General features: G+C 48.7%; 27 protein-coding genes. 15 read left to right on the forward strand and 12 right to left on the reverse strand.

The genetic code is table 11. The annotated features are described in order from the left end of the window. Positions 1 to 20 precede the first annotated feature (20 nt). Both yeaE and mipA read right to left on the reverse strand, forming a co-directional pair. Positions 21 to 875, reverse strand: coding sequence for a methylglyoxal reductase YeaE (gene yeaE, locus QUF14_RS10740; RefSeq protein WP_001186330.1), 855 nt, complete (start codon positions 873 to 875; stop codon positions 21 to 23). A gap of 89 nt (positions 876 to 964) precedes the next feature. Next, positions 965 to 1,711, reverse strand: a complete 747-nt coding sequence (gene mipA, locus QUF14_RS10745; RefSeq protein WP_000163771.1) for a scaffolding protein MipA — start codon at positions 1,709 to 1,711, stop codon at positions 965 to 967. A 435-nt stretch (positions 1,712 to 2,146) separates the two neighbouring features. Between mipA and yeaG the strand changes: the two genes are divergently transcribed. From yeaG to yeaK, 5 genes are all read left to right on the forward strand, one after another. After that, positions 2,147 to 4,081, forward strand: coding sequence for a protein kinase YeaG (gene yeaG / locus QUF14_RS10750; RefSeq protein ID WP_001019882.1), 1,935 nt, complete (start codon positions 2,147 to 2,149; stop codon positions 4,079 to 4,081). Positions 4,082 to 4,193: 112 nt separating this feature from the next. Continuing rightward, the gene (locus QUF14_RS10755) at positions 4,194 to 5,477 is read left to right on the forward strand and encodes a YeaH/YhbH family protein (RefSeq protein ID WP_000219686.1); all 1,284 of its coding nucleotides are present in this window, start codon (positions 4,194 to 4,196) and stop codon (positions 5,475 to 5,477) included. A gap of 146 nt (positions 5,478 to 5,623) precedes the next feature. Continuing rightward, positions 5,624 to 7,099 carry a sensor domain-containing diguanylate cyclase gene (locus QUF14_RS10760; RefSeq protein ID WP_000621394.1) on the forward strand — a complete coding sequence of 492 codons (1,476 nt, stop codon included), beginning with the start codon at positions 5,624 to 5,626 and terminating at the stop codon, positions 7,097 to 7,099. 180 nt (positions 7,100 to 7,279) lie between these two features. Beyond that, entirely contained in the window at positions 7,280 to 8,770 is a 1,491-nt protein-coding gene (gene dgcJ, locus QUF14_RS10765) for a diguanylate cyclase DgcJ (protein ID WP_000766137.1), read from the forward strand. Positions 8,771 to 8,812: 42 nt separating this feature from the next. Then, positions 8,813 to 9,316 carry a mischarged aminoacyl-tRNA deacylase gene (gene yeaK, locus QUF14_RS10770; protein ID WP_000138044.1) on the forward strand — a complete coding sequence of 168 codons (504 nt, stop codon included), beginning with the start codon at positions 8,813 to 8,815 and terminating at the stop codon, positions 9,314 to 9,316. Here the strand turns inward: yeaK and yoaI are convergent, their stop codons facing one another. Then, the gene (gene yoaI, locus QUF14_RS10775; protein WP_032193887.1) at positions 9,317 to 9,421 is read right to left on the reverse strand and encodes a small membrane protein YoaI; all 105 of its coding nucleotides are present in this window, start codon (positions 9,419 to 9,421) and stop codon (positions 9,317 to 9,319) included. Positions 9,422 to 9,589: 168 nt separating this feature from the next. Between yoaI and QUF14_RS10780 the strand changes: the two genes are divergently transcribed. Continuing rightward, a complete protein-coding gene (locus QUF14_RS10780; RefSeq protein WP_000460707.1) occupies positions 9,590 to 10,036 on the forward strand; it encodes a DUF441 domain-containing protein in 447 nt (148 codons plus the stop codon). Here QUF14_RS10780 and nimR read toward each other — a convergent pair. Beyond that, a complete protein-coding gene (gene nimR, locus QUF14_RS10785; protein ID WP_100733790.1) occupies positions 9,993 to 10,814 on the reverse strand; it encodes a DNA-binding transcriptional regulator NimR in 822 nt (273 codons plus the stop codon). The genes QUF14_RS10780 and nimR overlap by 44 nt on opposite strands. A 96-nt stretch (positions 10,815 to 10,910) precedes the next feature. Here nimR and nimT point away from each other — a divergent pair, with 96 nt between their 5' ends. Beyond that, the gene (nimT, locus tag QUF14_RS10790; RefSeq protein WP_000128490.1) at positions 10,911 to 12,092 is read left to right on the forward strand and encodes a 2-nitroimidazole transporter; all 1,182 of its coding nucleotides are present in this window, start codon (positions 10,911 to 10,913) and stop codon (positions 12,090 to 12,092) included. A 54-nt stretch (positions 12,093 to 12,146) separates the two neighbouring features. Next, positions 12,147 to 12,494: a DUF488 domain-containing protein gene (locus tag QUF14_RS10795; protein WP_001025381.1), complete on the forward strand. Its 348-nt coding sequence runs from the start codon at positions 12,147 to 12,149 to the stop codon at positions 12,492 to 12,494. Positions 12,495 to 12,515: 21 nt separating this feature from the next. On the opposite strand, the gene yoaF is transcribed toward QUF14_RS10795, so the two are convergent. Then, positions 12,516 to 12,770: a DUF333 domain-containing lipoprotein YoaF gene (gene yoaF / locus QUF14_RS10800; RefSeq protein ID WP_000691930.1), complete on the reverse strand. Its 255-nt coding sequence runs from the start codon at positions 12,768 to 12,770 to the stop codon at positions 12,516 to 12,518. Positions 12,771 to 12,952: 182 nt separating this feature from the next. Between yoaF and dgcP the strand changes: the two genes are divergently transcribed. The 3 genes from dgcP to yoaJ are packed head-to-tail and all read left to right on the forward strand — an operon-like array spanning position 12,953 to position 14,186. Further along, the gene (gene dgcP / locus QUF14_RS10805) at positions 12,953 to 13,978 is read left to right on the forward strand and encodes a diguanylate cyclase DgcP (protein WP_024212062.1); all 1,026 of its coding nucleotides are present in this window, start codon (positions 12,953 to 12,955) and stop codon (positions 13,976 to 13,978) included. Between the two features lie 32 nt (positions 13,979 to 14,010). After that, entirely contained in the window at positions 14,011 to 14,109 is a 99-nt protein-coding gene (locus QUF14_RS10810) for a YoaK family small membrane protein (RefSeq protein ID WP_001219350.1), read from the forward strand. Positions 14,110 to 14,111: 2 nt separating this feature from the next. Continuing rightward, the gene (gene yoaJ / locus QUF14_RS10815; protein ID WP_001386836.1) at positions 14,112 to 14,186 is read left to right on the forward strand and encodes a protein YoaJ; all 75 of its coding nucleotides are present in this window, start codon (positions 14,112 to 14,114) and stop codon (positions 14,184 to 14,186) included. Between the two features lie 58 nt (positions 14,187 to 14,244). On the opposite strand, the gene QUF14_RS10820 is transcribed toward yoaJ, so the two are convergent. The 5 genes from QUF14_RS10820 to dmlR all read right to left on the reverse strand — a co-directional run bounded on the left by QUF14_RS10820 (position 14,245) and on the right by dmlR (position 17,047). Continuing rightward, a complete protein-coding gene (locus QUF14_RS10820) occupies positions 14,245 to 14,493 on the reverse strand; it encodes a GlsB/YeaQ/YmgE family stress response membrane protein (protein WP_000512153.1) in 249 nt (82 codons plus the stop codon). A gap of 147 nt (positions 14,494 to 14,640) precedes the next feature. Next, positions 14,641 to 14,823 carry a DUF1869 domain-containing protein gene (locus QUF14_RS10825; RefSeq protein ID WP_000513737.1) on the reverse strand — a complete coding sequence of 61 codons (183 nt, stop codon included), beginning with the start codon at positions 14,821 to 14,823 and terminating at the stop codon, positions 14,641 to 14,643. A 3-nt stretch (positions 14,824 to 14,826) separates the two neighbouring features. Continuing rightward, a complete protein-coding gene (gene yeaR, locus QUF14_RS10830) occupies positions 14,827 to 15,186 on the reverse strand; it encodes a DUF1971 domain-containing protein YeaR (protein WP_000939319.1) in 360 nt (119 codons plus the stop codon). 172 nt (positions 15,187 to 15,358) lie between these two features. Next, a complete protein-coding gene (gene leuE / locus QUF14_RS10835; RefSeq protein ID WP_000457194.1) occupies positions 15,359 to 15,997 on the reverse strand; it encodes a leucine efflux protein LeuE in 639 nt (212 codons plus the stop codon). A gap of 126 nt (positions 15,998 to 16,123) precedes the next feature. Then, positions 16,124 to 17,047, reverse strand: coding sequence for a DNA-binding transcriptional regulator DmlR (gene dmlR / locus QUF14_RS10840; RefSeq protein ID WP_001354725.1), 924 nt, complete (start codon positions 17,045 to 17,047; stop codon positions 16,124 to 16,126). Positions 17,048 to 17,149: 102 nt separating this feature from the next. On the opposite strand from dmlR, the gene dmlA reads away from it, so the two are divergent. The 4 genes from dmlA to yeaX all read left to right on the forward strand — a co-directional run bounded on the left by dmlA (position 17,150) and on the right by yeaX (position 22,272). Next, the gene (gene dmlA, locus QUF14_RS10845; protein ID WP_000978491.1) at positions 17,150 to 18,235 is read left to right on the forward strand and encodes a multifunctional D-malate/3-isopropylmalate/tartarate dehydrogenase; all 1,086 of its coding nucleotides are present in this window, start codon (positions 17,150 to 17,152) and stop codon (positions 18,233 to 18,235) included. Positions 18,236 to 18,484: 249 nt separating this feature from the next. Then, complete coding sequence (gene yeaV, locus QUF14_RS10850) at positions 18,485 to 20,095, forward strand: BCCT family transporter YeaV (protein ID WP_000987522.1); 1,611 nt, start codon at positions 18,485 to 18,487, stop codon at positions 20,093 to 20,095. Positions 20,096 to 20,126: 31 nt separating this feature from the next. Next, entirely contained in the window at positions 20,127 to 21,251 is a 1,125-nt protein-coding gene (gene yeaW, locus QUF14_RS10855) for a carnitine monooxygenase, oxygenase subunit YeaW (protein ID WP_000067829.1), read from the forward strand. A 55-nt stretch (positions 21,252 to 21,306) separates the two neighbouring features. Next, complete coding sequence (gene yeaX, locus QUF14_RS10860) at positions 21,307 to 22,272, forward strand: carnitine monooxygenase reductase subunit YeaX (RefSeq protein ID WP_000073896.1); 966 nt, start codon at positions 21,307 to 21,309, stop codon at positions 22,270 to 22,272. Positions 22,273 to 22,325: 53 nt separating this feature from the next. Here yeaX and rnd read toward each other — a convergent pair whose 3' ends face one another. After that, a complete protein-coding gene (gene rnd, locus QUF14_RS10865) occupies positions 22,326 to 23,441 on the reverse strand; it encodes a ribonuclease D (protein ID WP_001354726.1) in 1,116 nt (371 codons plus the stop codon). A gap of 81 nt (positions 23,442 to 23,522) precedes the next feature. Beyond that, a complete protein-coding gene (gene fadD, locus QUF14_RS10870) occupies positions 23,523 to 25,208 on the reverse strand; it encodes a long-chain-fatty-acid--CoA ligase FadD (RefSeq protein WP_000758422.1) in 1,686 nt (561 codons plus the stop codon). Positions 25,209 to 25,211: the final 3 nt, after the last annotated feature.

The following is a 25,211-nucleotide window of genomic DNA, read 5'->3' on the forward strand; positions in this document are numbered from 1 at the left end:
GCATCCGGCACGTATCAACATCACACCATATCCAGCGCAGTTTTTCCTTTTGGTGCCGGATACGCTTTATCCAGCATAACTAATTCCGCTGACGAAAGTTCAACCTCAAGCACAGCCGCATTTTGTTGGACATGTGCGACAGTTGCCGCTTTTGGAATCGCCATCACACCCTGATGGCTGATTACCCACGCCAACAATACTTGTGCCGCACTGATATTGTGAGCATGTGCAATTTCGTTGACTACCGCATTTTTTAACAGTCCATTGCGCAACCGCCCGGCCTGGGCTAATGGACTGTAAGCCATCACCGGCATCTGCTGTTTCTGGCACCAGGGAAGTAAATCGTACTCAATCCCTCGTGAACCGAGATGGTAAAGCACCTGATTAGTGGCACACTGATTTCCCCCCGGCAGCTGCCAGAGTTCCTGCATATCGACATAATCAAGGTTAGAAACGCCCCAGCGGCGGATTTTTCCCTGGGCGATCAATTTTTCCATCGCTGCGACAGTCTCTTCGAGAGCGAAACTGCCAGACCAGTGTAATAAGTAGAGATCGAGATAATCAGTATTGAGACGGCGTAAACTGGCTTCGCATGCATTTATCGCTTTTTGCCCGCCAGCATTCCACGGATAGACTTTAGAGACGAGAAAGACGTTCTCACGCAGACCGATTAATGCTTCCCCAACCACTTTTTCGGCACCGCCATCGGCATACATTTCGGCGGTATCAATGAGGGTTAAACCGAGTTCAATGCCCGCGCGTAGTGCAGCAACTTCTGTTTTACGCTGACTGGCATCTTCGCCCATATACCATGTTCCCTGCCCTATGGCTGGCAGTGCGACATCGCCACTAAATTGAATCATTTTTTGTTGCATTGTTTCCTCCCAGGTATTGCACCACCGTAATGCAAAACAGGGCGTTACGCCCTGTTTTTATGCACAAAATGCCCTGGAAAGATGCATTATCAGAATTTGTAGGTGATCCCGGTAGAAATCAGGCCAGTCCAGGATTTATCCACCATTGGGCTGTCAGTAACTTCATCAGACAGACGGGTGTAGCGCGCGGTACCGTAAACACTCCAGTCACCGAGGAAGTTGTAGCTGGCACTTAGCTCCAGGTAAGGGCTCCAGCTGTCGTTCGGGTTATAGCCACGCAGACCGCTGCGCGCAGACTCTTTGCGCGATACGCCATAATAGTATTCGTTCTGGTTTTCGCTGTTCCACTGCACACCAATACCCGGAGTCACGGTCAGGCCACCGTTGGTGTAACGATACAACCAGGCCATATCCCAGACGATGCCGTTGCTGTTATCCAGGGTATCGCCAGCCAGGGTGGTACGCAGGTAACCGTACTGGGTAAAGTGAGCATAAGACAGACCAGCCATCATGGTGCTCTTACGGTCATCCAGGTGACGCATTTGGTGATCGCCACTGTCTTTAGCTTTGAAGTAAAGCGGCGACCAGTAAGCGGTAATTGAAAGTTTATCCGTTGCGTCATTCCACAGGTAGTAACCACCACCTAAGCCACGGAACCAGAAGTTATCGCCTTCATAGTTGATTACCGGTACTGGGTAAACATCGGTATCGTAATCTTTATATGGGTGTTCAACGACACCTACGCCTGCGCCCAGGGAAAATTTACCTTCAGCGTGCGCTACGCCTGCAGACGTTGCGATAAGCACTCCAAGTGCCAGAAGTTTGAGTTTGGTCACAATTAATCATTCCTTAAACAAATGTTTAGCGGGCGACAAAGTTTACCCGTCAATACATCGAAACCCAACCTTTTTACGTTTTCATTTTTTAAAGTAACTGTTTAATTTTCCTGACGCAGATGACACCACGCTTACAGCCAAATGAATTACGCGTTACTGGCGACCCTGGTCTTTACATTAATTATGCAAATTTTATGGATGAGTTGTTGATATGCCATTGAAATTAAGAAAGCCGTGCAGGCAAGTTTTCCATTTGCCATCTACGCTTAATTTTGAAGGTGTATCACCGGGCACGTTGTTCTCATCGTCGATAAAATGGCATGAGAGTTGCTGTGTTTTAGCAAGAGACGTCGTTCAGTTTACCTCTTCCGGGAGCCTCTACTATTCATATGAACGGCTCTTAACCTGTGCTAAAAAACGAAAGGACGGCATACCATGAATATATTCGATCACTATCGCCAGCGATATGAAGCTGCCAAGGACGAAGAGTTCACACTGCAGGAGTTTCTTACCACTTGTCGGCAAGATCGCAGTGCTTATGCCAACGCGGCTGAGCGGCTATTGATGGCTATCGGTGAGCCTGTCATGGTCGATACAGCCCAGGAACCCAGACTTTCTCGACTCTTTTCTAACCGGGTCATTGCACGTTACCCGGCCTTTGAAGAGTTTTACGGCATGGAAGACGCGATTGAACAGATTGTCTCTTATCTGAAACACGCGGCTCAGGGGCTGGAGGAGAAGAAACAAATCCTGTATCTGCTGGGGCCTGTGGGTGGGGGTAAATCATCGCTTGCTGAGCGACTGAAATCATTAATGCAGCTCGTGCCGATCTATGTATTAAGCGCTAACGGTGAGCGGAGCCCGGTCAACGATCATCCGTTCTGTCTTTTCAATCCGCAAGAAGATGCGCAGATTCTGGAAAAAGAGTATGGCATTCCTCGACGCTATCTTGGCACCATCATGTCGCCGTGGGCAGCAAAACGCCTGCATGAATTTGGTGGCGATATTACTAAGTTCCGGGTGGTAAAGGTCTGGCCGTCAATTCTGCAACAAATTGCTATCGCCAAAACGGAACCTGGCGATGAGAACAACCAGGACATCTCAGCGCTGGTAGGGAAAGTCGATATCCGTAAACTCGAACACTACGCGCAGAACGATCCAGACGCCTACGGATATTCCGGTGCACTATGCCGCGCCAACCAGGGGATCATGGAGTTTGTCGAGATGTTTAAAGCACCGATTAAAGTGCTGCATCCCCTGTTAACCGCCACTCAGGAAGGTAACTACAACGGGACGGAAGGTATCTCCGCCTTGCCGTTTAACGGGATTATTCTCGCCCATTCGAACGAATCCGAATGGGTCACTTTCCGTAATAACAAGAACAACGAAGCCTTCCTCGATCGTGTTTATATCGTGAAGGTGCCATATTGCTTGCGTATTTCCGAAGAGATCAAAATCTACGAGAAATTGCTTAATCACAGTGAACTGACTCACGCCCCCTGCGCACCTGGCACGCTGGAAACGCTGTCTCGTTTTTCCATTCTTTCGCGTCTGAAAGAGCCGGAAAACTCCAGCATTTATTCGAAGATGCGGGTTTATGATGGCGAAAGTCTGAAAGACACCGATCCGAAAGCCAAGTCGTATCAGGAATATCGTGACTACGCAGGCGTTGATGAAGGGATGAACGGTCTGTCCACGCGTTTTGCGTTTAAGATCCTCTCTCGCGTGTTCAACTTCGATCATGTAGAAGTGGCGGCAAACCCGGTCCATCTGTTCTACGTCCTGGAACAGCAGATCGAGCGCGAGCAGTTCCCTCAGGAGCAGGCTGAGCGTTATCTCGAGTTCCTGAAAGGTTACTTGATTCCGAAATATGCTGAGTTTATCGGTAAAGAGATTCAGACTGCGTATCTTGAATCCTATTCTGAATATGGACAAAACATTTTTGACCGTTATGTCACGTATGCAGATTTCTGGATTCAGGATCAGGAGTATCGCGACCCGGATACCGGGCAGCTATTTGACCGCGAATCTCTCAACGCTGAGCTGGAGAAAATTGAGAAACCGGCGGGGATCAGTAATCCAAAAGATTTCCGCAACGAGATTGTCAACTTCGTACTGCGCGCCAGAGCGAATAACAGCGGACGCAATCCGAACTGGACCAGCTATGAAAAACTGCGCACGGTTATTGAGAAGAAAATGTTCTCTAATACCGAGGAGCTGTTGCCAGTTATTTCGTTTAACGCCAAAACGTCAACCGACGAGCAGAAGAAACACGACGATTTTGTCGACCGTATGATGGAAAAAGGCTACACCCGTAAACAGGTGCGTTTACTGTGCGAATGGTATTTGCGCGTACGTAAATCGTCTTAACAACCATGGCCCGGTACGCATGCTACCGGGCCTACAACGACAGCGAACCGTGGGCCAGAGAAGCGGCAACACAGGCGTAGCAAACAGTTGGCAAATGTAGTACGGGGGGCATATGACCTGGTTTATTGACCGGCGTCTGAACGGCAAAAACAAAAGCATGGTGAATCGCCAGCGTTTTTTACGCCGTTATAAAGCGCAAATTAAACAGTCGATCTCCGAGGCCATTAATAAGCGTTCGGTGACTGACGTCGACAGCGGCGAGTCCGTATCCATTCCAACGGAAGATATTAGCGAACCGATGTTTCATCAGGGACGTGGCGGCCTGCGCCACCGCGTTCATCCGGGCAATGACCATTTCGTCCAGAACGACCGCATTGAACGCCCCCAGGGCGGCGGCGGTGGTTCCGGCAGTGGTCAGGGCCAGGCCAGCCAGGATGGTGAAGGTCAGGATGAATTTGTCTTTCAGATTTCGAAAGATGAGTATCTTGATCTGCTCTTTGAAGATTTGGCCTTACCGAATCTGAAACAAAACCAACAACGCCAGCTGACCGAATATAAAACGCATCGGGCGGGTTATACCGCTAACGGCGTTCCTGCCAATATCAGCGTTGTGCGTTCATTGCAGAACTCACTGGCGCGACGCACAGCCATGACGGCGGGCAAGCGGCGGGAACTTCATGCGCTGGAAGAGAATTTGGCCATCATCAGCAACAGTGAGCCTGCGCAACTGCTGGAAGAGGAACGTCTGCGCAAAGAAATTGCAGAATTACGTGCCAAAATTGAACGCGTCCCTTTTATTGACACCTTCGATTTACGATACAAGAACTACGAAAAACGACCCGATCCCTCCAGCCAGGCAGTGATGTTTTGCCTGATGGACGTTTCGGGTTCAATGGATCAGTCCACTAAAGATATGGCTAAGCGTTTTTATATTCTGCTGTATCTGTTCCTTAGCAGAACGTATAAGAACGTGGAAGTCGTTTACATCCGGCACCATACCCAGGCGAAAGAAGTCGATGAACATGAGTTTTTCTACTCACAGGAAACTGGCGGTACCATTGTTTCCAGCGCCCTGAAACTGATGGATGAGGTGGTGAAAGAGCGTTATAACCCGGCGCAATGGAATATTTACGCGGCACAAGCATCGGACGGCGATAACTGGGCCGATGACTCTCCACTTTGCCATGAAATCCTGGCGAAAAAATTATTGCCCGTTGTTCGTTATTACAGCTATATCGAAATTACCCGTCGCGCTCATCAGACACTGTGGCGAGAATATGAACATCTGCAATCTACTTTCGACAATTTTGCGATGCAGCATATCCGCGACCAGGATGATATTTATCCGGTGTTCCGTGAACTGTTTCATAAACAAAATGCAACAGCTAAAGACTAAAACTGTCAGCCGGGTCATTATCGCCTGGCTGATTTTTAGCTCACTGTAAATTATCTCATTTATTACATACATTAGCTTACAATCGCTTTAAATATGACAGCATAACCTTTACACAATTTAGTTTCAGAAAACAATCATTCGGAAAAATGATTCGGTCAACACGTATTTCCCTGGGGTTATTCTTTAATTATTTTTTATCGTCAACGAAAATTGATCCTGGTCAAAACCATATATCTCTGCCATCAATAAAATCCAGCACTCACATTGCTCTCCTTTTTATGGCTTCTATGGGTACACAAAAATTAAAAGCTCAAGGCTTTTTTATTTTCAGCTTATTGCTGACGTTAATTTTATTTTGCATTACTACCTTATATAACGAAAACACGAATGTAAAACTCATTCCACAGATGAATTACCTGATGGTTGTTGTGGCTTTGTTTTTCCTTAACGCCGTCATTTTTCTTTTCATGTTAATGAAGTATTTCACTAACAAACAAATTTTACCAACACTCATTTTAAGCCTTGCATTTTTAAGTGGCCTTATCTATTTAGTTGAAACCATTGTAATTATCCATAAACCAATCAACGGCAGTACACTGATCCAGACAAAGTCGAATGATGTTTCCATTTTCTATATTTTCCGCCAACTCAGTTTCATTTGTTTAACCTCGCTGGCGCTCTTTTGTTATGGGAAAGACAACATCCTTGACAACAATAAGAAAAAAACTGGCATTCTGTTGCTGGCGCTGATTCCTTTTTTATTTTTTCCCCTTCTGGCACACAATCTGAGCAGTTATAACGCTGACTATTCTTTGTATGTCGTCGATTACTGTCCGGACAACCATACTGCGACCTGGGGAATCAACTATACAAAAATATTGGTTTGTCTGTGGGCATTTTTACTGTTCTTTATTATCATGCGTACACGATTAGCCAGCGAACTATGGCCGTTAATAGCATTATTATGTCTGGCATCGCTATGCTGCAACTTACTTCTACTGACTCTGGATGAGTATAATTACACCATCTGGTATATCAGTCGCGGGATTGAAGTTTCCAGTAAACTGTTTGTTGTGTCTTTTCTGATTTATAACATTTTTCAGGAACTGCAACTCTCCAGCAAACTGGCAGTTCATGATGTACTGACCAATATTTATAATCGGCGCTACTTTTTCAACAGCGTAGAGTCATTATTGTCGCGACCTGTTGTTAAGGACTTTTGTGTCATGCTGGTTGATATTAATCAGTTCAAGCGCATCAATGCCCAATGGGGACATCGTGTGGGTGATAAAGTGCTGGTTTCAATTGTCGATATTATCCAGCAAAGCATCCGCCCCGATGATATTTTAGCGCGACTGGAGGGTGAGGTGTTTGGCTTGCTATTTACCGAACTCAATAGTGCCCAGGCAAAAATCATTGCGGAACGTATGCGTAAAAATGTCGAACTCCTGACCGGTTTTAGTAACAGATATGATGTTCCTGAACAAATGACCATCAGTATTGGCACGGTTTTTTCAACGGGTGACACGCGTAATATCTCGCTTGTCATGACGGAAGCAGATAAAGCCTTACGCGAAGCGAAAAGCGAGGGGGGCAACAAAGTGATTATTCATCATATTTAAGTGCAAAAATATTCAGAGCCATGCTTTTTGCGTGGCTTTTGCATACAATTTATTACTATTACCCCTAAATTTCCCCTCCCCAGCGGCGCAGAGATGAGTATAATTAGCGCCCCTGTGCCAGGCCGCAATCGAACTTTATCTGGTTTTCTCGTTTCACTAACCGAAGGAGTGCCATTTATCATGAAATTGCACCATAGAATGCTCCGGCATTTTATCGCCGCAAGTGTCATTGTGCTGACATCTTCCTTCCTTATTTTTGAACTTGTCGCCAGCGACAGAGCAATGAGTGCCTATCTGCGCTATATCGTGCAGAGAGCAGATTCCTCCTTTCTTTATGATAAGTATCAGAATCAGAGTATTGCCGCGCATGTGATGCGCGCTCTCGCTGCTGAGCAGTCGGAAGTGTCCCCAGAACAGCGGCGCGCCATCTGCGAGGCTTTTGAGTCTGCCAATAATACCCATGGCTTAAACCTGACTGCCCATAAATACCCGGGCTTACGCGGCACACTACAAACCGCATCCACTGACTGCGACACAATTGTGGAAGCTGCAGCACTATTACCCGCTTTTGATCAGGCAGTGGAAGGCAACCGCCACCAGGATGATTACGGTTCAGGTCTTGGAATGGCCGAAGAGAAATTTCACTATTATCTCGATCTCAATGACCGCTATGTCTATTTTTATGAGCCGGTTAATGTTGAGTACTTTGCGATGAATAACTGGTCCTTCCTGCAGTCAGGAAGTATTGGCATCGATCGCAAAGATATTGAAAAGGTATTTACCGGGCGTACCGTATTATCGAGCATTTACCAGGATCAGCGTACTAAACAGAACGTGATGAGTTTGCTGACGCCGGTATATGTCGCAGGGCAGCTAAAAGGGATTGTGCTGCTGGATATTAACAAAAACAATCTGCGGAATATCTTTTACACTCATGACCGCCCTCTCCTCTGGCGTTTTCTCAATGTCACGCTAACTGATACAGATTCAGGGCGCGACATTATCATCAACCAGAGCGAAGATAATCTGTTCCAGTATGTCAGTTACGTCCATGACTTACCGGGCGGTATTCGTGTCTCGTTATCCATTGATATTCTTTACTTTATCACGTCTTCGTGGAAAAGCGTTCTGTTCTGGATTTTGACGGCGTTAATTTTGCTGAATATGGTCCGGATGCACTTCCGTTTATACCAAAACGTGTCGCGAGAAAATATTAGTGATGCGATGACTGGACTGTATAATCGCAAAATTTTAACCCCTGAACTGGAGCAGCGGTTGCAGAAACTGGTGCAATCCGGTTCTTCGGTGATGTTTATTGCAATTGACATGGACAAGTTAAAGCAAATAAATGACACCCTCGGTCATCAGGAGGGGGATTTAGCGATTACGTTATTAGCTCAGGCGATTAAACAGTCGATTCGTAAAAGTGATTATGCCATCCGACTCGGTGGCGATGAATTCTGCATCATTCTTGTCGATTCGACGCCGCAAATTGCAGCACAACTGCCTGAACGTATCGAAAAACGTCTGCAACATATCGCGCCTCAGAAAGAGATCGGCTTCTCTTCCGGTATTTACGCGATGAAAGAAAACGATACGTTACATGATGCATATAAAGCTTCCGATGAGCGTTTATATGTCAATAAGCAGAACAAAAACAGCCGTTCATGATAACCTTCTGTGGTTGTTTGCTTGTAATCTCAGGAGCATGAAATGACTGAAATGGCTAAAGGAAGCGTGACGCATCAGCGGTTAATCGCTTTATTATCACAAGAAGGTGCTGACTTCCGCGTCGTTACCCATGAAGCGGTAGGTAAATGTGAAGCGGTGTCAGAAATTCGTGGCACCGCTTTAGGCCAGGGGGCTAAGGCACTGGTATGTAAAGTCAAAGGCAATGGTGTAAATCAACATGTTCTGGCGATCCTCGCGGCCGATCAACAGGCCGATCTGAGCCAACTCGCCAGCCATATAGGCGGATTACGCGCTTCGTTGGCCAGCCCGGCGGAAGTCGATGAACTCACAGGCTGTGTCTTCGGCGCGATCCCCCCTTTCAGCTTCCATCCAAAACTCAAACTGGTCGCCGACCCATTGCTCTTCGAGCGATTCGATGAAATCGCCTTTAATGCAGGCATGCTGAATAAATCCGTTATTTTGAAAACTGCGGATTATTTGCGCATTGCGCAACCAGAACTGGTCAATTTCCGCCGCACTGCGTAACTAGCCTGTCCGTTCAATAAGCAGAACGGACAAAACCAGCACAACAGCAATAACAAAAAACGATGACGTGATAATCAGTGTCTCAACGAACATTTGATCGTTCATGGTATGCCCCGGGAGATAACTGTTTTCACGTTATTGATAGCGTGTACAAATGGCAGTTTGATGACAGTTCGCCTGATTTTTTATGCAAAAAACGTAAAGATTTTCTACTTCCTTCCTGCAGCAAGCGTAAAGTAAGCAGGCTTATTATTTTTTGGCAAGGAAACCACGATGTTTGATGTCACTTTGCTGATCCTGCTCGGGTTAGCTGCGCTGGGCTTTATCAGTCATAACACCACTGTCGCCGTTTCAATTCTGGTGTTAATCATTGTCCGCGTCACACCGTTAAGCACCTTTTTCCCGTGGATTGAAAAACAGGGGCTAAGTATCGGGATAATCATTCTGACGATTGGCGTTATGGCCCCCATCGCCAGCGGGACGCTACCGCCCTCAACCCTGATTCACTCGTTTCTGAACTGGAAATCGCTGGTGGCAATTGCAGTAGGCGTTATTGTCTCCTGGCTGGGTGGGCGCGGCGTGACGTTAATGGGCAGCCAGCCGCAACTGGTCGCCGGGCTGCTGGTGGGCACTGTTTTGGGCGTGGCGCTGTTTCGCGGCGTACCGGTTGGCCCGCTTATTGCCGCGGGTCTGGTTTCGCTGATTGTGGGGAAACAGTAGTTAATCCCGCAATATATCGGCCTGGCGTTTGCCCCAGGCCTTTCTTAAACATAGTAATAAAGGCCGTTGTTGAATCATACCCCAGCGTATGTGCAACTTTCTGTACTGTATCGCCTTTTACTAATCCCTGAAGCGCCATAATCAACTGTAACTGCTGACGCCACTGGCGAAAACTCAACCCCGTCTCTTTCACTATCAGCCGGGCAAGATTGCGTTCACTCATCGCGAAAAAGCGAGCCCATTGGCCCAATGACCCCCACTCGACGGGCTCTTTCGCCATCATCTCCACCATCGTGCGGATTTTAGGATGAGAAGAAACGGGCAGGTGCAGCTGTTGTTGTGGCTGCTGAGGCAGTTCATCAAACAGGACCTGAATTAATCTGCGGGTCATCGGCTCAGCACGCTGAGTCGTCGTCCTGTTTGCCAGGGTTAAAATTAATTCCCGGCATAAGGGCGATATTTTCAATGTGCAACAGGTTGTCGGCATTGTCACTGCGCTGGGTTCGATAAACAGAAAACAGAGTTCAGCGTTAGCTGTCACTTGATTGCTATGTTCCACCCCTCCCGGTATCCAAACCGCATATTGCGGCGGCACCATCCACAAAGCATTTTCCACCGTACAGGTAATTGCACCATGTAGCGCCAGTATCAGCTGCCCTTTGCGGTGCTGATGTACAGGACTGGTTAACTCATCCGTTCCGGCGTGAATACAAAATGCGACCGCGGCTTCATGGTGTCGGTCGGGTTCATAGCCATTGAGATTCAACCTGTGCATCATTTTGTCCGAATTTAGCGATAATTTGTCATTTTAGCTTGATTCAACATAACAATAAAAACGGTAAGGTACAGCCTCGTTTGTAACAATGAGAAGCATATGACCTGTTCAACTTCATTAAGCGGCAAAAACAGGATTGTCCTTATCGCTGGCATTCTGATGATTGCCACAACATTACGCGTCACCTTTACCGGCGCAGCACCGTTACTGGATACGATTCGTTCCGCTTACTCGCTAACGACGGCGCAAACCGGCTTATTGACCACCCTGCCATTATTAGCCTTTGCGCTAATCTCACCGCTGGCCGCCCCGGTGGCGCGACGTTTTGGTATGGAACGTAGCCTGTTTGCCGCGTTACTTTTGATCTGTGCTGGTATTGCAATTCGCTCTCTCCCTTCGCCTTACTTATTATTTGGCGGTACAGCGGTCATTGGCGGTGGGATTGCATTAGGCAATGTCTTACTGCCAGGATTAATTAAACGCGATTTCCCTCATTCCGTCGCCAGACTTACCGGCGCATATTCCCTGACAATGGGAGCTGCGGCGGCACTGGGATCGGCTATGGTAGTGCCGCTGGCTTTGAACGGTTTTGGCTGGCAAGGCGCGTTGCTCATGCTGATGTGTTTTCCTCTGCTGGCTCTTTTTTTATGGCTGCCACAGTGGCGAAGTCAACAACATGCAAATTTGAGTACCTCACGCGCCTTACATACTCGGGGTATCTGGCGTTCGCCGCTTGCCTGGCAGGTGACATTGTTTCTTGGGATCAACTCACTGGTCTATTACGTGATTATTGGCTGGCTTCCGGCGATCCTCATCAGTCACGGCTATAGCGAAGCACAGGCGGGTTCACTGCATGGTTTGCTGCAACTAGCCACAGCAGCTCCCGGCTTGCTGATCCCACTTTTCTTACATCATGTGAAAGATCAGCGTGGTATTGCAGCGTTCGTTGCCTTGATGTGCGCAGTGGGCGCGGTTGGGCTCTGCTTTATGCCAGCGCACGCGATCACATGGACTTTGCTTTTCGGTTTTGGTTCCGGCGCAACAATGATACTGGGGTTGACGTTCATTGGTCTGCGGGCAAGTTCTGCGCATCAGGCGGCGGCACTCTCGGGGATGGCACAATCCGTCGGGTATTTGCTGGCAGCCTGTGGGCCGCCGCTGATGGGTAAAATACACGATGCTAACGGTGACTGGTCCGTACCACTGATGGGTGTTGCAATACTTTCACTACTGATGGCGATTTTCGGACTTTGCGCCGGGAGAGACAAAGAAATTCGCTAATATCCGGTGCTATAGTGACGTGACAAATCATGCGTGAAAGGGAGAACAAATACGATGAATATTCAGTGCAAACGCGTTTATGATCCGGCTGAACAGAGCGATGGTTATCGCGTACTGGTCGACCGCCTCTGGCCGCGCGGTATCAAGAAAACCGATTTAGCCCTTGATGAGTGGGATAAAGAAATCACGCCGTCAACGGAACTGCGCAAAGCCTTTCACGGCGAAGTCGTCGATTTTGCAACCTTTCGCGAGCAATATCTTGCAGAACTGGCGCAACACGAGCAAGAAGGAAAGCGGCTGGCAGACATCGCCAAAAAACAGCCGCTGACCCTGCTCTACTCAGCAAAAAACACCACGCAGAACCATGCGCTGGTGCTGGCAGACTGGCTACGTAGCTTGTGATTTTAGTGCAGCATCCGGCGGTTATTTTTCACCAGCCGGATGGTCCCGTCGCCACAATGCCCATTCATCAATCGTTTCACCGCCCGGTAATTTGCAATTGTTGCTGACCCCTTGCGCTGTCTGCACAGGAATGAGCGTCCCGCCCTTCTGCTGGCAATAGACCGACGCCGGATTTGCCATACCAATCTGCGGCGGTTTAGGTGCTTCTGGCTGAGAAGGGGTTGAACAACCAGCCAGGACCAGCAAGCAAGGCAGAACAAAACTGATAATTTTCATTTATTGATCTCACATATTTATCCAAGCTTAGAGTATCGCGGTATCGTTTTGTTTTGCAGCACTATTTTTATTACATTCACTCAAATCATATTACGCCTTGTTTCATCTTTGTTGTTGATGTTTTATCATGCCTGCAAAGATTAAATAATCAGCATTTACCCGCCGTATCCTGGAGTTGTTTCGTGTCAGATCAGATTATCGCCCGCGTCTCGCAATCCCTTGCCAAAGAACAGTCACTGGAAAGCCTGGTCCGACAGCTTCTGGAGATGCTGGAAATGGTCACTGATATGGAATCAACCTACCTGACCAAAGTGGATGTCGAAGCGCGCCTGCAGCATATAATGTTTGCCCGTAACAGCCAGAAAATGCACATCCCGGAGAATTTTACCGTCTCGTGGGATTACTCGTTATGCAAACGCGCCATTGATGAAAACTGCTTTTTCAGCGATGAAGTCCCCGACCGTTGGGGCGATTGTATTGCGGCACGCAATCTTGGCATCACCACATTTCTGAGCACGCCAATTCACTTACCGGATGGATCATTCTATGGCACGCTTTGCGCCGCCAGCAGTGAGAAGCGCCAGTGGAGTGAACGCGCGGAACAGGTTTTGCAGTTATTCGCCGGACTGATTGCACAATATATTCAAAAAGAGGCGCTGGTTGAACAGCTGCGCGAAGCCAATGCCGCACTGATTGCGCAATCGTATACCGACTCGTTAACCGGGCTACCGAATCGGCGGGCGATTTTTGAAAACCTGACGACGCTGTTTTCTCTTGCGAGGCATCTTAACCATAAGATAATGATCGCATTTATCGATCTGGATAACTTCAAATTAATCAATGATCGTTTTGGTCATAATAGTGGCGATCTGTTTCTTATTCAGGTTGGCGAGCGCCTTAATACGCTCCAGCAAAATGGCGAAGTTATTGGTCGTCTCGGCGGTGATGAGTTTTTGGTTGTTTCACTGAACAATGAGAATGCGGATATTCCATCGCTGCGAGAACGTATTCAACAGCAAATACGCGGAGAATATCACTTAGGTGATGTTGATTTGTATTATCCTGGTGCCAGTCTTGGCATAGTAGAAGTCGATCCTGAAACGACCGATGCAGACAGCGCCCTGCATGCTGCCGATATCGCGATGTATCAGGAGAAAAAACACAAACAGAAAACACCTTTTGTCGCGCATTCAGCGCTACATTCCTAAGGCGTATTCACATCCTTTTGATTGGTGATAACATGCGAATCGGTATTATTTTTCCGGTTGTAATCTTTATTACAGCGGTCGTATTTTTAGCATGGTTTTTTATTGGCGGCTATGCTGCCCCGGGAGCATAAAGATGAAAAAAACAACGATTATTATGATGGGCGTAGCGATTATTGTCGTTCTCGGCACTGAGTTGGGATGGTGGTAACGTCACATCTAAAAAATAGCAAAGGCTGCCTGTGTGCAGCCTTTGTGCAATTTACGCGTTAACTTTTGATCTTTCTGTAGATAAACAGCACGACAATCGCACCAATAACGGCAACCACGAAGCTGCCAAAATTGAAGCCATCGACTTTACCAAAGCCAAACAGCGTGCTGATCCATCCGCCGACTACGGCACCGACTATCCCCAGCAGGATAGTCATAAAGAATCCACCACCATCTTTACCTGGCATGATCCACTTCGCCAGAATACCGGCAATAAGCCCAAAAATAATCCATGACAGAATGCCCATTGTTTCCTCACTTATCTGTTTTGCATTAGCGGGTTACTCGCTGATAAAAAGCATAGCACAACATCAGGAGGGCAAGATTTGTGACAAGCATCACGGAGGATTTTTTTGCGATGGCGCAGAAATTGCGCCATCTACGATCAGTGATAATTACCAACCACAAACATCATGTTCGTTTTCCGTGTCATAAGAACGCACGGTATTCACCAGATCTTTTATCACTTCAGCCGCCACTTCTGGCACCAGCAAAGTCATCGGCGTCTCTGTTTCGTAATCAACAGAAACACCATTGCTGTTATTGGTAACGGTCACGGTATACGTTGCTTTGCCCATGATTCATTTCCCGTTATGAATGACTTTTCGTTGTGGCGCGCCTTCCATCAGGACTTCAGGAGCAACGAAGAAGTCAATGTTGAAATAAGTATCGTCAGTCATGGTTTCAATGTTGTGCCACTTTTCTGGCGGAAACACCGCAAACTGCCCCGCTTCGATAAGGATCACCTGATCAGGTTCTGCACTGTGTTCATCAGCGTAGCCGAGATATTTGACCGCCCCATGCATAACGGAAAGGCGTGGGTATACCCCTGGGCGCGTTCCTTTATCAAGATGACGTTCGAATATTCCGGCAGGCGCAGTTTGTTTATTCCAGAAAGGCGTTGAGCGCGTATGAATATAATTCTGTGGGATTTGCAGCATCCTTTTCCCTCCTTCGATGAATGTGCTGAAAACAGTTTATTTCAGCCGTTTCAGGGTACGCCTGATAATTTGTATTTTAAATACCATTTATTGGTTACTCTTTAGCACCGTATCAGCGATGAATAAGGAAAGATTACAGGCAGGAAGCCCGCGATAACGCGGGCTGAAAGCATTAGGACTGCAGCGTCGCCAGTCGGGCGGCAAAACCTACGAACATCAAACCAATCAGTGAGTTGCCCACTTTAGCCAGTTTCTTTTTGGTACGTATGTACTGTGTGACAAAAGCACCAGAAATAATCAGGAAGCTCAAATAGCAGAAACTCACCAGTTCCAGCGTCGTCGCCAGAATAAAGAATGAAATTCCCGTATGTGGAGCATTAACATCGATAAACTGTACAAAAAACGACACATAGAACAAAATGGCTTTCGGATTAGTCAGGCTCAAAATTAACGCGCGCTTAAAGATGGCACCGTATTGGGGCTCGTCGGATTTGACCTCGCTATTTTTACCCTTCAGGGTCGCGTAGAGAATTTTACTCCCCAGGTAGAGCAAATAAAACGCACCGAGATAACGTACAATGTTGAATAATATCGGGGTGGTTTTAATTAATGTCGCCACTCCGGCCCATGCCAGAAACATCAATACTGCATCGCCAATAAATACGCCACAGGCCGCAAGATAGCCGCCTTTGATACCGCTACTGACGCTATTTTTGAGTACAAACAGGGTATTTGGCCCTGGCACCAACACAATAAAAATGGCCCCAACCAGATAGGTCCAGTAATTCAGAACCCCGTATTCAGCGAACACATTAACCTCTTTAATTATCTTTCGATCATGCGCGATTAAAGGTGAATATGCTAACCAATCTGTAGCGGCTTAGAAAGGAGAAAATCAGGTTTTAACCCGATATCAACCCGATAATTGAATCATTAATCAGGCATGCTCCAGTGAAAAATTCGGGTAGTGCTCGGCAAAATACTGGCGTAAAAATTCTACCGTTATCCGCACTTTCGCTGACGTCGCCAGCCTTGAAACATAAACGGCCCAGACATTTGCTGGCTGGTAATACTCCGGTAGCACTTGCACTAAATGACCACTGGCAATATTTTCGCTGACATCCCACCAGGAGCGTAGCGCAATCCCCTGACCATCAAGACACCACTGATGAACAATTTCTCCATGATTAGACGACAGCGGGCCGGTGACTTTAATCGCATGGTGGCCTTCTTTATTGCGTAATTGCCAGATACCAAAAGGATGATCGCGCTCTTTAATGACCAGGCACGGCAATGCAGAAAGGTCGGTTAAATGTTTCGGCGTGCCATATTGCGCAATAAATTCCGGCGATGCGCAGAGAATACGGTAATTGGTCGCCAGTTTGCGGGCGATTAAATTAGGGGCGATGTCATCGCCAATGCGAATGTCGAGATCGACACCTTCATTGACCAAATCGACCAACCGGTCTTCCACATCAAAACGTAATTCCAGTTGCGGATACGCTTTCGCCAGCGCTGATAACGCCGGAGCCACTACCTGTCGTCCAAAACCAAAGCTGCTGATAATACGCAGCATCCCCTGCGGCACCTGACGCACGTCAGAAAGTTCGTCCATCATCTGGCCGACATCCTGCAAAATCCGCTGCGCCCATTCATAAATCCGCTCTCCTTCTTCGGTAATGGTGACGCGGCGGGTGGTACGGTGTAACAACACCACATTTAGCGTTTGTTCCAGCAAGGCAATGCGTTTGCTGACAAAAGCCGGTGAAACACCCAATTCTTCCGCCACAGCGGCAAAACCAGCCCGGCGAGCCACCAGCATAAAGACGCGCAAATCGTTCAGCAGCGGTAAATTATTCATGATTCGTGTTTTATGTTTCACCAGTTGCGGGGATTAATTCCTTTTCAGTCAATTATAGGATGGTGAGGTTGTCAATTTTGATGGTCAGGAAGTGAGAACCCAATGATGAAAACGATGCGTATTGCTGCGATCCCGGGAGACGGGATTGGCAAAGAAGTCCTTCCTGAAGGGATTCGCGTGTTACAGGCTGCCGCTGAGCGCTGGGGCTTCGCCTTGAGTTTTGAGCAAATGGAGTGGGCGAGCTGCGAGTATTACAGCCATCACGGTAAAATGATGCCGGACGACTGGCATGAGCAACTTAGCCGTTTCGACGCCATCTATTTTGGTGCCGTCGGCTGGCCGGATACCGTTCCGGACCATATTTCGTTGTGGGGTTCGCTGCTGAAATTTCGTCGTGAGTTCGACCAGTACGTCAACCTGCGCCCGGTTCGTCTCTTTCCTGGCGTTCCCTGCCCGCTGGCGGGAAAACAGCCTGGCGACATCGATTTTTACGTGGTCAGGGAAAACACCGAAGGCGAATATTCCTCGCTCGGCGGTAGAGTGAATGAAGGTACAGAGCATGAAGTCGTCATTCAGGAATCGGTATTTACTCGTCGTGGTGTCGATCGTATTTTGCGCTATGCCTTTGAACTTGCGCAAAGCCGCCCACGTAAGACGCTAACTTCTGCCACTAAATCGAACGGTTTAGCTATCAGCATGCCGTACTGGGATGAGCGAGTGGAAGCAATGGCTGAGAATTACCCGGAGATCCGCTGGGACAAGCAGCATATTGACATTCTCTGCGCACGTTTTGTGATGCAGCCGGAACGCTTCGATGTGGTAGTGGCGTCCAATTTGTTTGGCGATATCCTTTCCGATCTTGGTCCGGCCTGCACCGGCACCATTGGCATTGCCCCATCCGCCAACCTGAATCCGGAACGCACTTTCCCGTCGCTCTTCGAGCCAGTCCACGGTTCCGCGCCGGATATCTACGGGAAAAAGATTGCTAACCCTATCGCCACGATTTGGGCCGGTGCAATGATGCTCGATTTTCTCGGCAATGGCGATGAGCGTTTCCAGCAAGCGCATAACGGTATTCTGGCCGCGATTGAAGAAGTGATTGCTCACGGGCCGAAAACACCTGATATGAAAGGCAATGCCACCACGCCACAGGTTGCCGACGCGATTTGCAAAATTATTTTGCGTTAAGGTCAAACCAGTTTATTTGAACCGCGTCACTGACGCGGTTTTTTTATTCGTTCTTTGCAGTAAATAACCTGCGTCATTTCACCTTTTATTGTTTCCGTTTCGTGTTTTATGGCTTTCCGTATTCTTAATTGTTTAATTTATGTAACATGTAAATAATCAATTTGTTAAACACAACATACAACTCATACCCTGCAAATAATTACAACTGGCAAAAGCCAGAGACGGGCTTTTATGCCCAGGAGATGACTCATGATGAGCAATGTTAAGAAAAAAGATGTGCCGTTGATAAGCATCAGCCTGGTGGCCATTCTTTTCATCGCAGCTGCATTAAGCCTTTTCCCACAACAATCGGCCGACGCGGCCAACGCAATATACACTTTTGTTACGCGTACGTTAGGTTCCGCCGTACAGGTATTGGTTTTGCTGGCAATGGGACTGGTGATTTATTTAGCCACCAGTAAATACGGCAATATTCGTCTTGGCGAAGGAAAACCGGAATACAGCACGCTCTCCTGGCTGTTTATGTTTATTTGTGCAGGTTTAGGTTCTTCTACGCTTTATTGGGGGGTTGCTGAATGGGCCTATTATTATCAAACGCCTGGATTAAATATCGCACCGCGTTCACAACAGGCACTCGAATTTAGCGTTCCCTACTCCTTCTTCCACTGGGGCATCAGCGCCTGGGCAACTTATACGCTGGCCTCATTAATCATGGCTTATCACTTTCATGTGCGGAAAAATAAAGGGCTGAGCCTTTCCGGCATTATTGCTGCTATTACCGGCGTTCGCCCGCAAGGCCCGTGGGGAAAACTGGTCGATTTGATGTTCCTGATCGCCACTGTCGGCGCACTGACCATTTCCCTTGTTGTCACCGCAGCAACCTTTACCCGTGGGCTTTCCGCGCTGACCGGTTTACCCGATAACTTTACCGTACAGGCATTTGTGATCCTGCTTTCCGGCGGCATTTTTTGCCTAAGCTCGTGGATTGGTATCAACAACGGTTTGCAACGTCTAAGCAAAATGGTTGGCTGGGGCGCGTTCCTGCTGCCATTACTGGTGCTGATTGTCGGCCCAACCGAATTTATTACCAACAGCATCATCAATGCCATCGGCCTGACCACGCAAAACTTCCTGCAAATGAGCTTATTTACCGATCCGCTTGGCGATGGTTCATTTACCCGCAACTGGACCGTTTTCTACTGGCTGTGGTGGATCTCATACACCCCTGGCGTAGCAATGTTTGTCACTCGAGTTTCGCGCGGTCGTAAGATTAAAGAAGTTATCTGGGGACTGATCCTCGGCAGCACCGTCGGTTGCTGGTTCTTCTTCGGCGTAATGGAAAGCTATGCCATTCATCAGTTTATCAATGGCGTAATCAACGTCCCACAGGTGCTGGAAACACTGGGCGGCGAAACAGCTGTGCAGCAAGTTCTGATGTCTCTACCAGCCGGTAAATTGTTCCTCGCGGCCTATCTGGGCGTGATGATTATCTTCCTCGCCTCGCATATGGATGCGGTGGCTTACACCATGGCGGCGACCAGCACGCGTAATCTCCAGGAAGGTGACGATCCTGACCGTGGGCTGCGTCTGTTCTGGTGCGTAGTGATCACTCTGATCCCGCTTTCCATCTTGTTTACCGGTGCTTCGCTGGAAACAATGAAAACTACCGTCGTCCTCACTGCCCTTCCCTTCCTCGCCATTTTACTGGTGAAAGTCGGCGGATTTATTCGCTGGCTGAAACAGGATTACGCCGACATTCCAGCTCATCAAGTTGAACATTATCTCCCGCAGACACCGGTTGAAGCCCCGGGAAAAGCGCCAGTGCTTCCTGCGGGAACCGTATTCAAAGGCGACAACTGAACGCCATCATCCTAACGATAAAGGTATCCCTATGAGCAATCTGAGCCCTGACTTTGTACTACCCGAAAATTTTTGCGCTAACCCACAAGAGGCGTGGACCATTCCTGCCCGTTTTTATACTGATCAGAATGCCTTTGAACACGAAAAAGAGAACGTCTTCGCCAAAAGCTGGATTTGTGTCGCTCACAGCAGCGAACTGGCGAATGCCAATGATTACGTGACCCGTGAGATCATTGGTGAAAGCATCGTGCTGGTACGCGGTCGTGATAAGGTTTTGCGCGCGTTCTATAACGTTTGTCCACACCGTGGTCATCAGTTATTGAGCGGCGAAGGGAAAGCGAAAAATGTAATTACCTGTCCGTATCACGCCTGGGCATTCAAACTCGATGGCAACCTGGCCCATGCGCGTAACTGCGAAAACGTCGCCAATTTCGATAGCGACAAAGCGCAACTGGTTCCGGTGCGTCTGGAAGAATATGCCGGATTCGTCTTCATCAACATGGACCCCAACGCCACCAGCGTAGAAGATCAGTTACCCGGTCTGGGAGAGAAAGTGCTGGAAGCCTGCCCGGAAGTCCATGACCTGAAACTGGCGGCCCGCTTTACCACCCGCACGCCTGCCAACTGGAAGAACATTGTCGATAACTATCTCGAGTGCTATCACTGTGGTCCGGCGCATCCAGGTTTCTCCGACTCCGTTCAGGTTGATCGTTACTGGCACACCATGCACGGTAACTGGACGCTGCAGTACGGTTTCGCCAAACCGTCCGAACAGTCTTTCAAATTCGAAGAGGGCACGGATGCGGCATTCCATGGTTTCTGGCTGTGGCCGTGCACGATGCTGAACGTCACCCCGATCAAAGGCATGATGACGGTCATTTATGAATTCCCGGTGGATTCTGAAACTACCCTGCAAAACTACGATATTTACTTCACCAATGAAGAGTTAACCGACGAGCAAAAATCACTGATTGAGTGGTATCGCGACGTGTTCCGTCCGGAAGATTTACGTCTGGTTGAAAGCGTACAGAAAGGGCTGAAATCGCGTGGCTATCGTGGTCAGGGGCGCATCATGGCCGACAGTAGCGGTAGCGGAATTTCCGAACACGGTATCGCCCATTTCCATAATCTGCTGGCGCAGGTGTTTAAGGACTAATGACATCGGCGGCGGTATTTTCCGCCGCCGGGCTGATTTTTGATGGAGTACAGCAATGTCAAACTACCAAATATTTGAAGTACAGGTGAGCCAGGTTGAACCGCTTACCGAACAGGTGAAACGCTTCACGCTGGTGGCAACCGATGGCAAACCGCTGCCTGCGTTCAACGGCGGAAGTCACATCATTGTGCAGATGGCCGATGGTGATAACCAGTACAGCAATGCGTACTCACTGCTGAGTTCGCCACTCGATACGTCTCGTTATCAGATTGCCGTTCGACTGGAAGAAAATTCGCGCGGCGGTTCGCGTTTTTTACATCAGAAAGTGAAGGCTGGCGATCGGTTAACGATTTCAACGCCGAATAACCTGTTTGCGCTAATTCCCTCGGCCAGAAAGCATCTGTTTATCGCGGGAGGCATTGGTATCACCCCTTTCCTGTCGCACATGGCAGAGTTGCAATACAGCGACGTCGACTGGCAGTTACATTACTGCTCACGAAATCCAGAAAGTTGCGCATTTCGTGATGAGCTAGTCCAGCATCCGCAGGCCGAGAAAGTCCATTTGCATCATTCATCAACCGGAACACGACTGGAATTAGCGCGATTATTGGCGGATATCGAACCTGGCACACATGTTTATACCTGTGGCCCCGAGGCGCTAAATGAGGCGGTAAGAAGTGAAGCTGCGCGTCTGGACATCGTCACCGATACGCTGCACTTTGAGCAATTTGCTATCGAAGACAAAACCGGCGATGCATTTACCCTGGTGCTTGCCCGTTCCGGTAAAGAGTTTGTGGTGCCGGAAGAGATGACTATTTTGCAGGTTATTGAAAATAATAAAGCAGCGAAAGTGGAATGTTTATGTCGTGAAGGGGTATGCGGAACCTGCGAAACGGCAATACTGGAAGGTGAAGCTGACCATCGGGATCAGTATTTTAGCGATGAAGAGCGTGCCAGCCAGCAAAGTATGTTGATCTGTTGTTCACGCGCGAAGGGTAAACGCCTGGTGTTGGATTTGTAGTTTGCCGAAGCCGGATGTGGCGCTGAGCGCGCCCAGTCCGGCTTCGGAAGATTTTACTGTGGATATTCCTGCAATAAATTGTGTAATGCTTCCGCCATCAGCTCACCACGCCAGCCGGAAATCAGCTCCGGCAAATTGTTCTGCGGTTTCAGTTTCCAGTGCCAGTTCAGCAGCTGGTTGATTTGCCGACGCGATGCCAGCAATTCGACGCTGATCTTGTGTGTTTCGCTCACGTCAGTAATCAGCGACTTAATCGCTTTAAACGCTTTACGATAACCCGGCATGTCCATCAGGTTAAGCATCGGCTGCGGTAAGGCCTCTTCCGGCAATGTCTGCGCTTTTTCCACCAGCGCCAGCAGCGTTTTACCGTGAAAGCGGATTTCGCTACCGGATAAGCCCAGGCTGTCCAGTTCGCCTAAACTTCCCGGCATATAACGCGCTACCGACCACAAATGCTCTTCACGCACGACAAAGTTCACCGCCAGATCGCGCTCCCGCGCCTTACGCAGTCGCCAATCGGCTAACAGTTGCAGACAGGCCAGTTGGCGTGTGCGTAACTGCCAGGCATTGGTGATATCACGCCAGGCATCTTCCGGCGCAACGACTTCCTGACGACGCATTTGCATCAGGCGGCATTCATCCAGCGCCGCAGGTAGCCAGCCGGAGGCCTCCGTTTCTACCATAAGCTTTGCGGTGATCGGTAACAGATACCAGACATCCGCCGCTGCGTATTCACACTGACGTTCAGTCAGCGGTCTGGCCAGCCAGTCGGTGCGCGATTCACTCTTGTCCAGCGTAACGCCGGAATACTCTTCCACCATGGAAGCAAAACCCCATGACATCGGGCGTCCGCAGAAGGCAGCAAGGATTTGCGTGTCAATCAGGGGTTGTGGTAATTCGCCAAAGACATTGAGGAACACTTCCAGATCTTCACTGCCTGCATGGAGAAATTTTGTGATGGACGGATCGCGCAGGATCGCTTTCAGCGGTGACCAGTCGGTGATCACGAGAGGATCAATTAGCGCCAGATGCTCGCCATCGAAAAGTTGAATTAGACCCAGCTGCGGGTAATAGGTGCGCGTACGAACAAATTCAGTATCCAGGGCTATCGCCGGAAAGGCACGGACAGCTTCACACAAAGAAGCCAGCGCATCGTCCGTGGTAATCATTTGGTAATTCAAATTGTATTCTCTTTAGTGGGCGTCAAAAAAAACGCCGGATTAACCGGCGTCTGACGACTGACTTAACGCTCAGGCTTTATTGTCCACTTTGCCGCGCGCTTCGTCACGTAATTCTCGTCGCAAAATTTTTCCGACGTTAGATTTCGGTAACTCATCACGAAACTCCACCAGCTTCGGTACTTTGTAGCCCGTGAGCTGACGGCGGCAAAAAGTCACCAGTGACTCTTCGGTAAGCGATGGATCTTTTTTCACAACGAAGATTTTCACCGCTTCACCACTTGAGCCGGAAGGTACGCCAACAGCCGCGACTTCCTGTACGCCAGGATGCTGCATGACGACATCTTCAATCTCGTTGGGATAGACGTTAAAACCGGAAACCAGAATCATGTCTTTTTTGCGATCAACGATGCGTAAGAAACCTTCTTCGTCCATTACGGCAATGTCGCCAGTGTGTAGCCAACCGTTTTTGATGATTTCATCAGTGGCATCCGGACGCTGCCAGTAGCCCAGCATCACCTGCGGTCCTTTGACACAAAGCTCACCCGGTTGACCCGGTGGTACTTCGTTATCATCATCATCCACCAGTTTGGCTTCCGTCGACGGCACCGGCAAACCGATGCTACCACTATGATAATCAATATCATACGGGTTAACGCTGACCAGCGGCGCACACTCGGTCAGGCCATAACCTTCCAGCAGATACTGTCCGGTCAGTTTCACCCAACGTTCAGCCACCACTTGTTGAACAGGCATACCACCGCCTGCAGAAAGATGCAGACTGGAGAAATCCAGCTGCTGGAACTCTTTATTGTTCAGCAACGCATTGAACAAGGTGTTAACGCCGGTTATCGCGGTAAACGGATATTTCGCTAACTCTTTTACCAACCCCGGAATATCGCGCGGGTTAGTGATAAGCAAGTTCTGCCCACCCAGTTCAATAAACAGCAGGCAGTTAATGGTCAGTGCAAAAATGTGATACAGCGGCAGCGCCGTCACCACCAGCTCTTTGCCCGGATGCAACAGCGGCCCATAAGTCGCGTTAACCTGTTCCAGGTTCGCCAGCATATTGCGGTGAGTCAGCATCGCGCCTTTCGCCACACCAGTGGTACCGCCGGTGTATTGCAGGAAAGCTAAATCTTCCGGCACCAGTTCGGGTTTGACGTACTGCATCCGGTAGCCGTTGTGCAGGGCGCTACGAAATGAGATGGCATCTGGCAGATGGTATTTCGGCACCAGACGCTTGATGTATTTAACAACGAAATTGACTACCGTGCCTTTTGCCGTAGATAGCTGATCGCCCATACGGGTCAGAATTACGTGCTGAACGGCGGTTTTATCAACCACTTTTTCCAGAGTGTGGGCAAAGTTAGACACGATAACAATCGCCGATGCGCCGCTATCGTTAAGCTGATGCTCAAGTTCACGCGGGGTATACAACGGGTTAACGTTTACGACAATCATCCCGGCACGCAAAATGCCAAACAGCGCCACCGGATATTGCAATAAATTAGGCATCATCAACGCAACGCGATCGCCTTTCTTCAGTCCCAACCCTTGTTGCAAATAAGCGGCAAACGCGCGACTGCGTTCTTCCAGTTTGCGGAAGGTCATCACCTCCCCCATATTCACAAACGCGGGTTGATCGGCGTAGCGCGCGACCGACTGCTCAAACATATCTACCAGAGATTGATAACGGTCAGGGTTGATCTCCGTCGGAACGTCCGCGGGATAACGGTTAAGCCAAACCTTCTTCAATTC

The organism is Escherichia sp. HH091_1A (assembly GCF_030295175.1).
Classification (GTDB): Bacteria; Pseudomonadota; Gammaproteobacteria; order Enterobacterales; family Enterobacteriaceae; genus Escherichia; species Escherichia coli_F.

What these genes read in the sequence shown, in the direction of transcription:
- yeaE (WP_001186330.1), bottom strand. Translation starts at nt 875, where the DNA reads ATGCAACAAAAAATGATTCAATTTAGTGGCGATGTCGCACTGCCAGCC.
- yeaG (WP_001019882.1), top strand. Translation starts at nt 2,147, where the DNA reads ATGAATATATTCGATCACTATCGCCAGCGATATGAAGCTGCCAAGGAC.
- QUF14_RS10755 (WP_000219686.1), top strand. Translation starts at nt 4,194, where the DNA reads ATGACCTGGTTTATTGACCGGCGTCTGAACGGCAAAAACAAAAGCATG.
- QUF14_RS10760 (WP_000621394.1), top strand. Translation starts at nt 5,624, where the DNA reads ATGATTCGGTCAACACGTATTTCCCTGGGGTTATTCTTTAATTATTTT.
- dgcJ (WP_000766137.1), top strand. Translation starts at nt 7,280, where the DNA reads ATGAAATTGCACCATAGAATGCTCCGGCATTTTATCGCCGCAAGTGTC.
- yeaK (WP_000138044.1), top strand. Translation starts at nt 8,813, where the DNA reads ATGACTGAAATGGCTAAAGGAAGCGTGACGCATCAGCGGTTAATCGCT.
- yoaI (WP_032193887.1), bottom strand. Translation starts at nt 9,421, where the DNA reads ATGAACGATCAAATGTTCGTTGAGACACTGATTATCACGTCATCGTTT.
- QUF14_RS10780 (WP_000460707.1), top strand. Translation starts at nt 9,590, where the DNA reads ATGTTTGATGTCACTTTGCTGATCCTGCTCGGGTTAGCTGCGCTGGGC.
- nimR (WP_100733790.1), bottom strand. Translation starts at nt 10,814, where the DNA reads ATGATGCACAGGTTGAATCTCAATGGCTATGAACCCGACCGACACCAT.
- nimT (WP_000128490.1), top strand. Translation starts at nt 10,911, where the DNA reads ATGACCTGTTCAACTTCATTAAGCGGCAAAAACAGGATTGTCCTTATC.
- QUF14_RS10795 (WP_001025381.1), top strand. Translation starts at nt 12,147, where the DNA reads ATGAATATTCAGTGCAAACGCGTTTATGATCCGGCTGAACAGAGCGAT.
- yoaF (WP_000691930.1), bottom strand. Translation starts at nt 12,770, where the DNA reads ATGAAAATTATCAGTTTTGTTCTGCCTTGCTTGCTGGTCCTGGCTGGT.
- QUF14_RS10810 (WP_001219350.1), top strand. Translation starts at nt 14,011, where the DNA reads ATGCGAATCGGTATTATTTTTCCGGTTGTAATCTTTATTACAGCGGTC.
- QUF14_RS10820 (WP_000512153.1), bottom strand. Translation starts at nt 14,493, where the DNA reads ATGGGCATTCTGTCATGGATTATTTTTGGGCTTATTGCCGGTATTCTG.
- QUF14_RS10825 (WP_000513737.1), bottom strand. Translation starts at nt 14,823, where the DNA reads ATGGGCAAAGCAACGTATACCGTGACCGTTACCAATAACAGCAATGGT.
- yeaR (WP_000939319.1), bottom strand. Translation starts at nt 15,186, where the DNA reads ATGCTGCAAATCCCACAGAATTATATTCATACGCGCTCAACGCCTTTC.
- dmlR (WP_001354725.1), bottom strand. Translation starts at nt 17,047, where the DNA reads ATGAATAATTTACCGCTGCTGAACGATTTGCGCGTCTTTATGCTGGTG.
- dmlA (WP_000978491.1), top strand. Translation starts at nt 17,150, where the DNA reads ATGATGAAAACGATGCGTATTGCTGCGATCCCGGGAGACGGGATTGGC.
- yeaV (WP_000987522.1), top strand. Translation starts at nt 18,485, where the DNA reads ATGATGAGCAATGTTAAGAAAAAAGATGTGCCGTTGATAAGCATCAGC.
- yeaW (WP_000067829.1), top strand. Translation starts at nt 20,127, where the DNA reads ATGAGCAATCTGAGCCCTGACTTTGTACTACCCGAAAATTTTTGCGCT.
- yeaX (WP_000073896.1), top strand. Translation starts at nt 21,307, where the DNA reads ATGTCAAACTACCAAATATTTGAAGTACAGGTGAGCCAGGTTGAACCG.
- rnd (WP_001354726.1), bottom strand. Translation starts at nt 23,441, where the DNA reads ATGATTACCACGGACGATGCGCTGGCTTCTTTGTGTGAAGCTGTCCGT.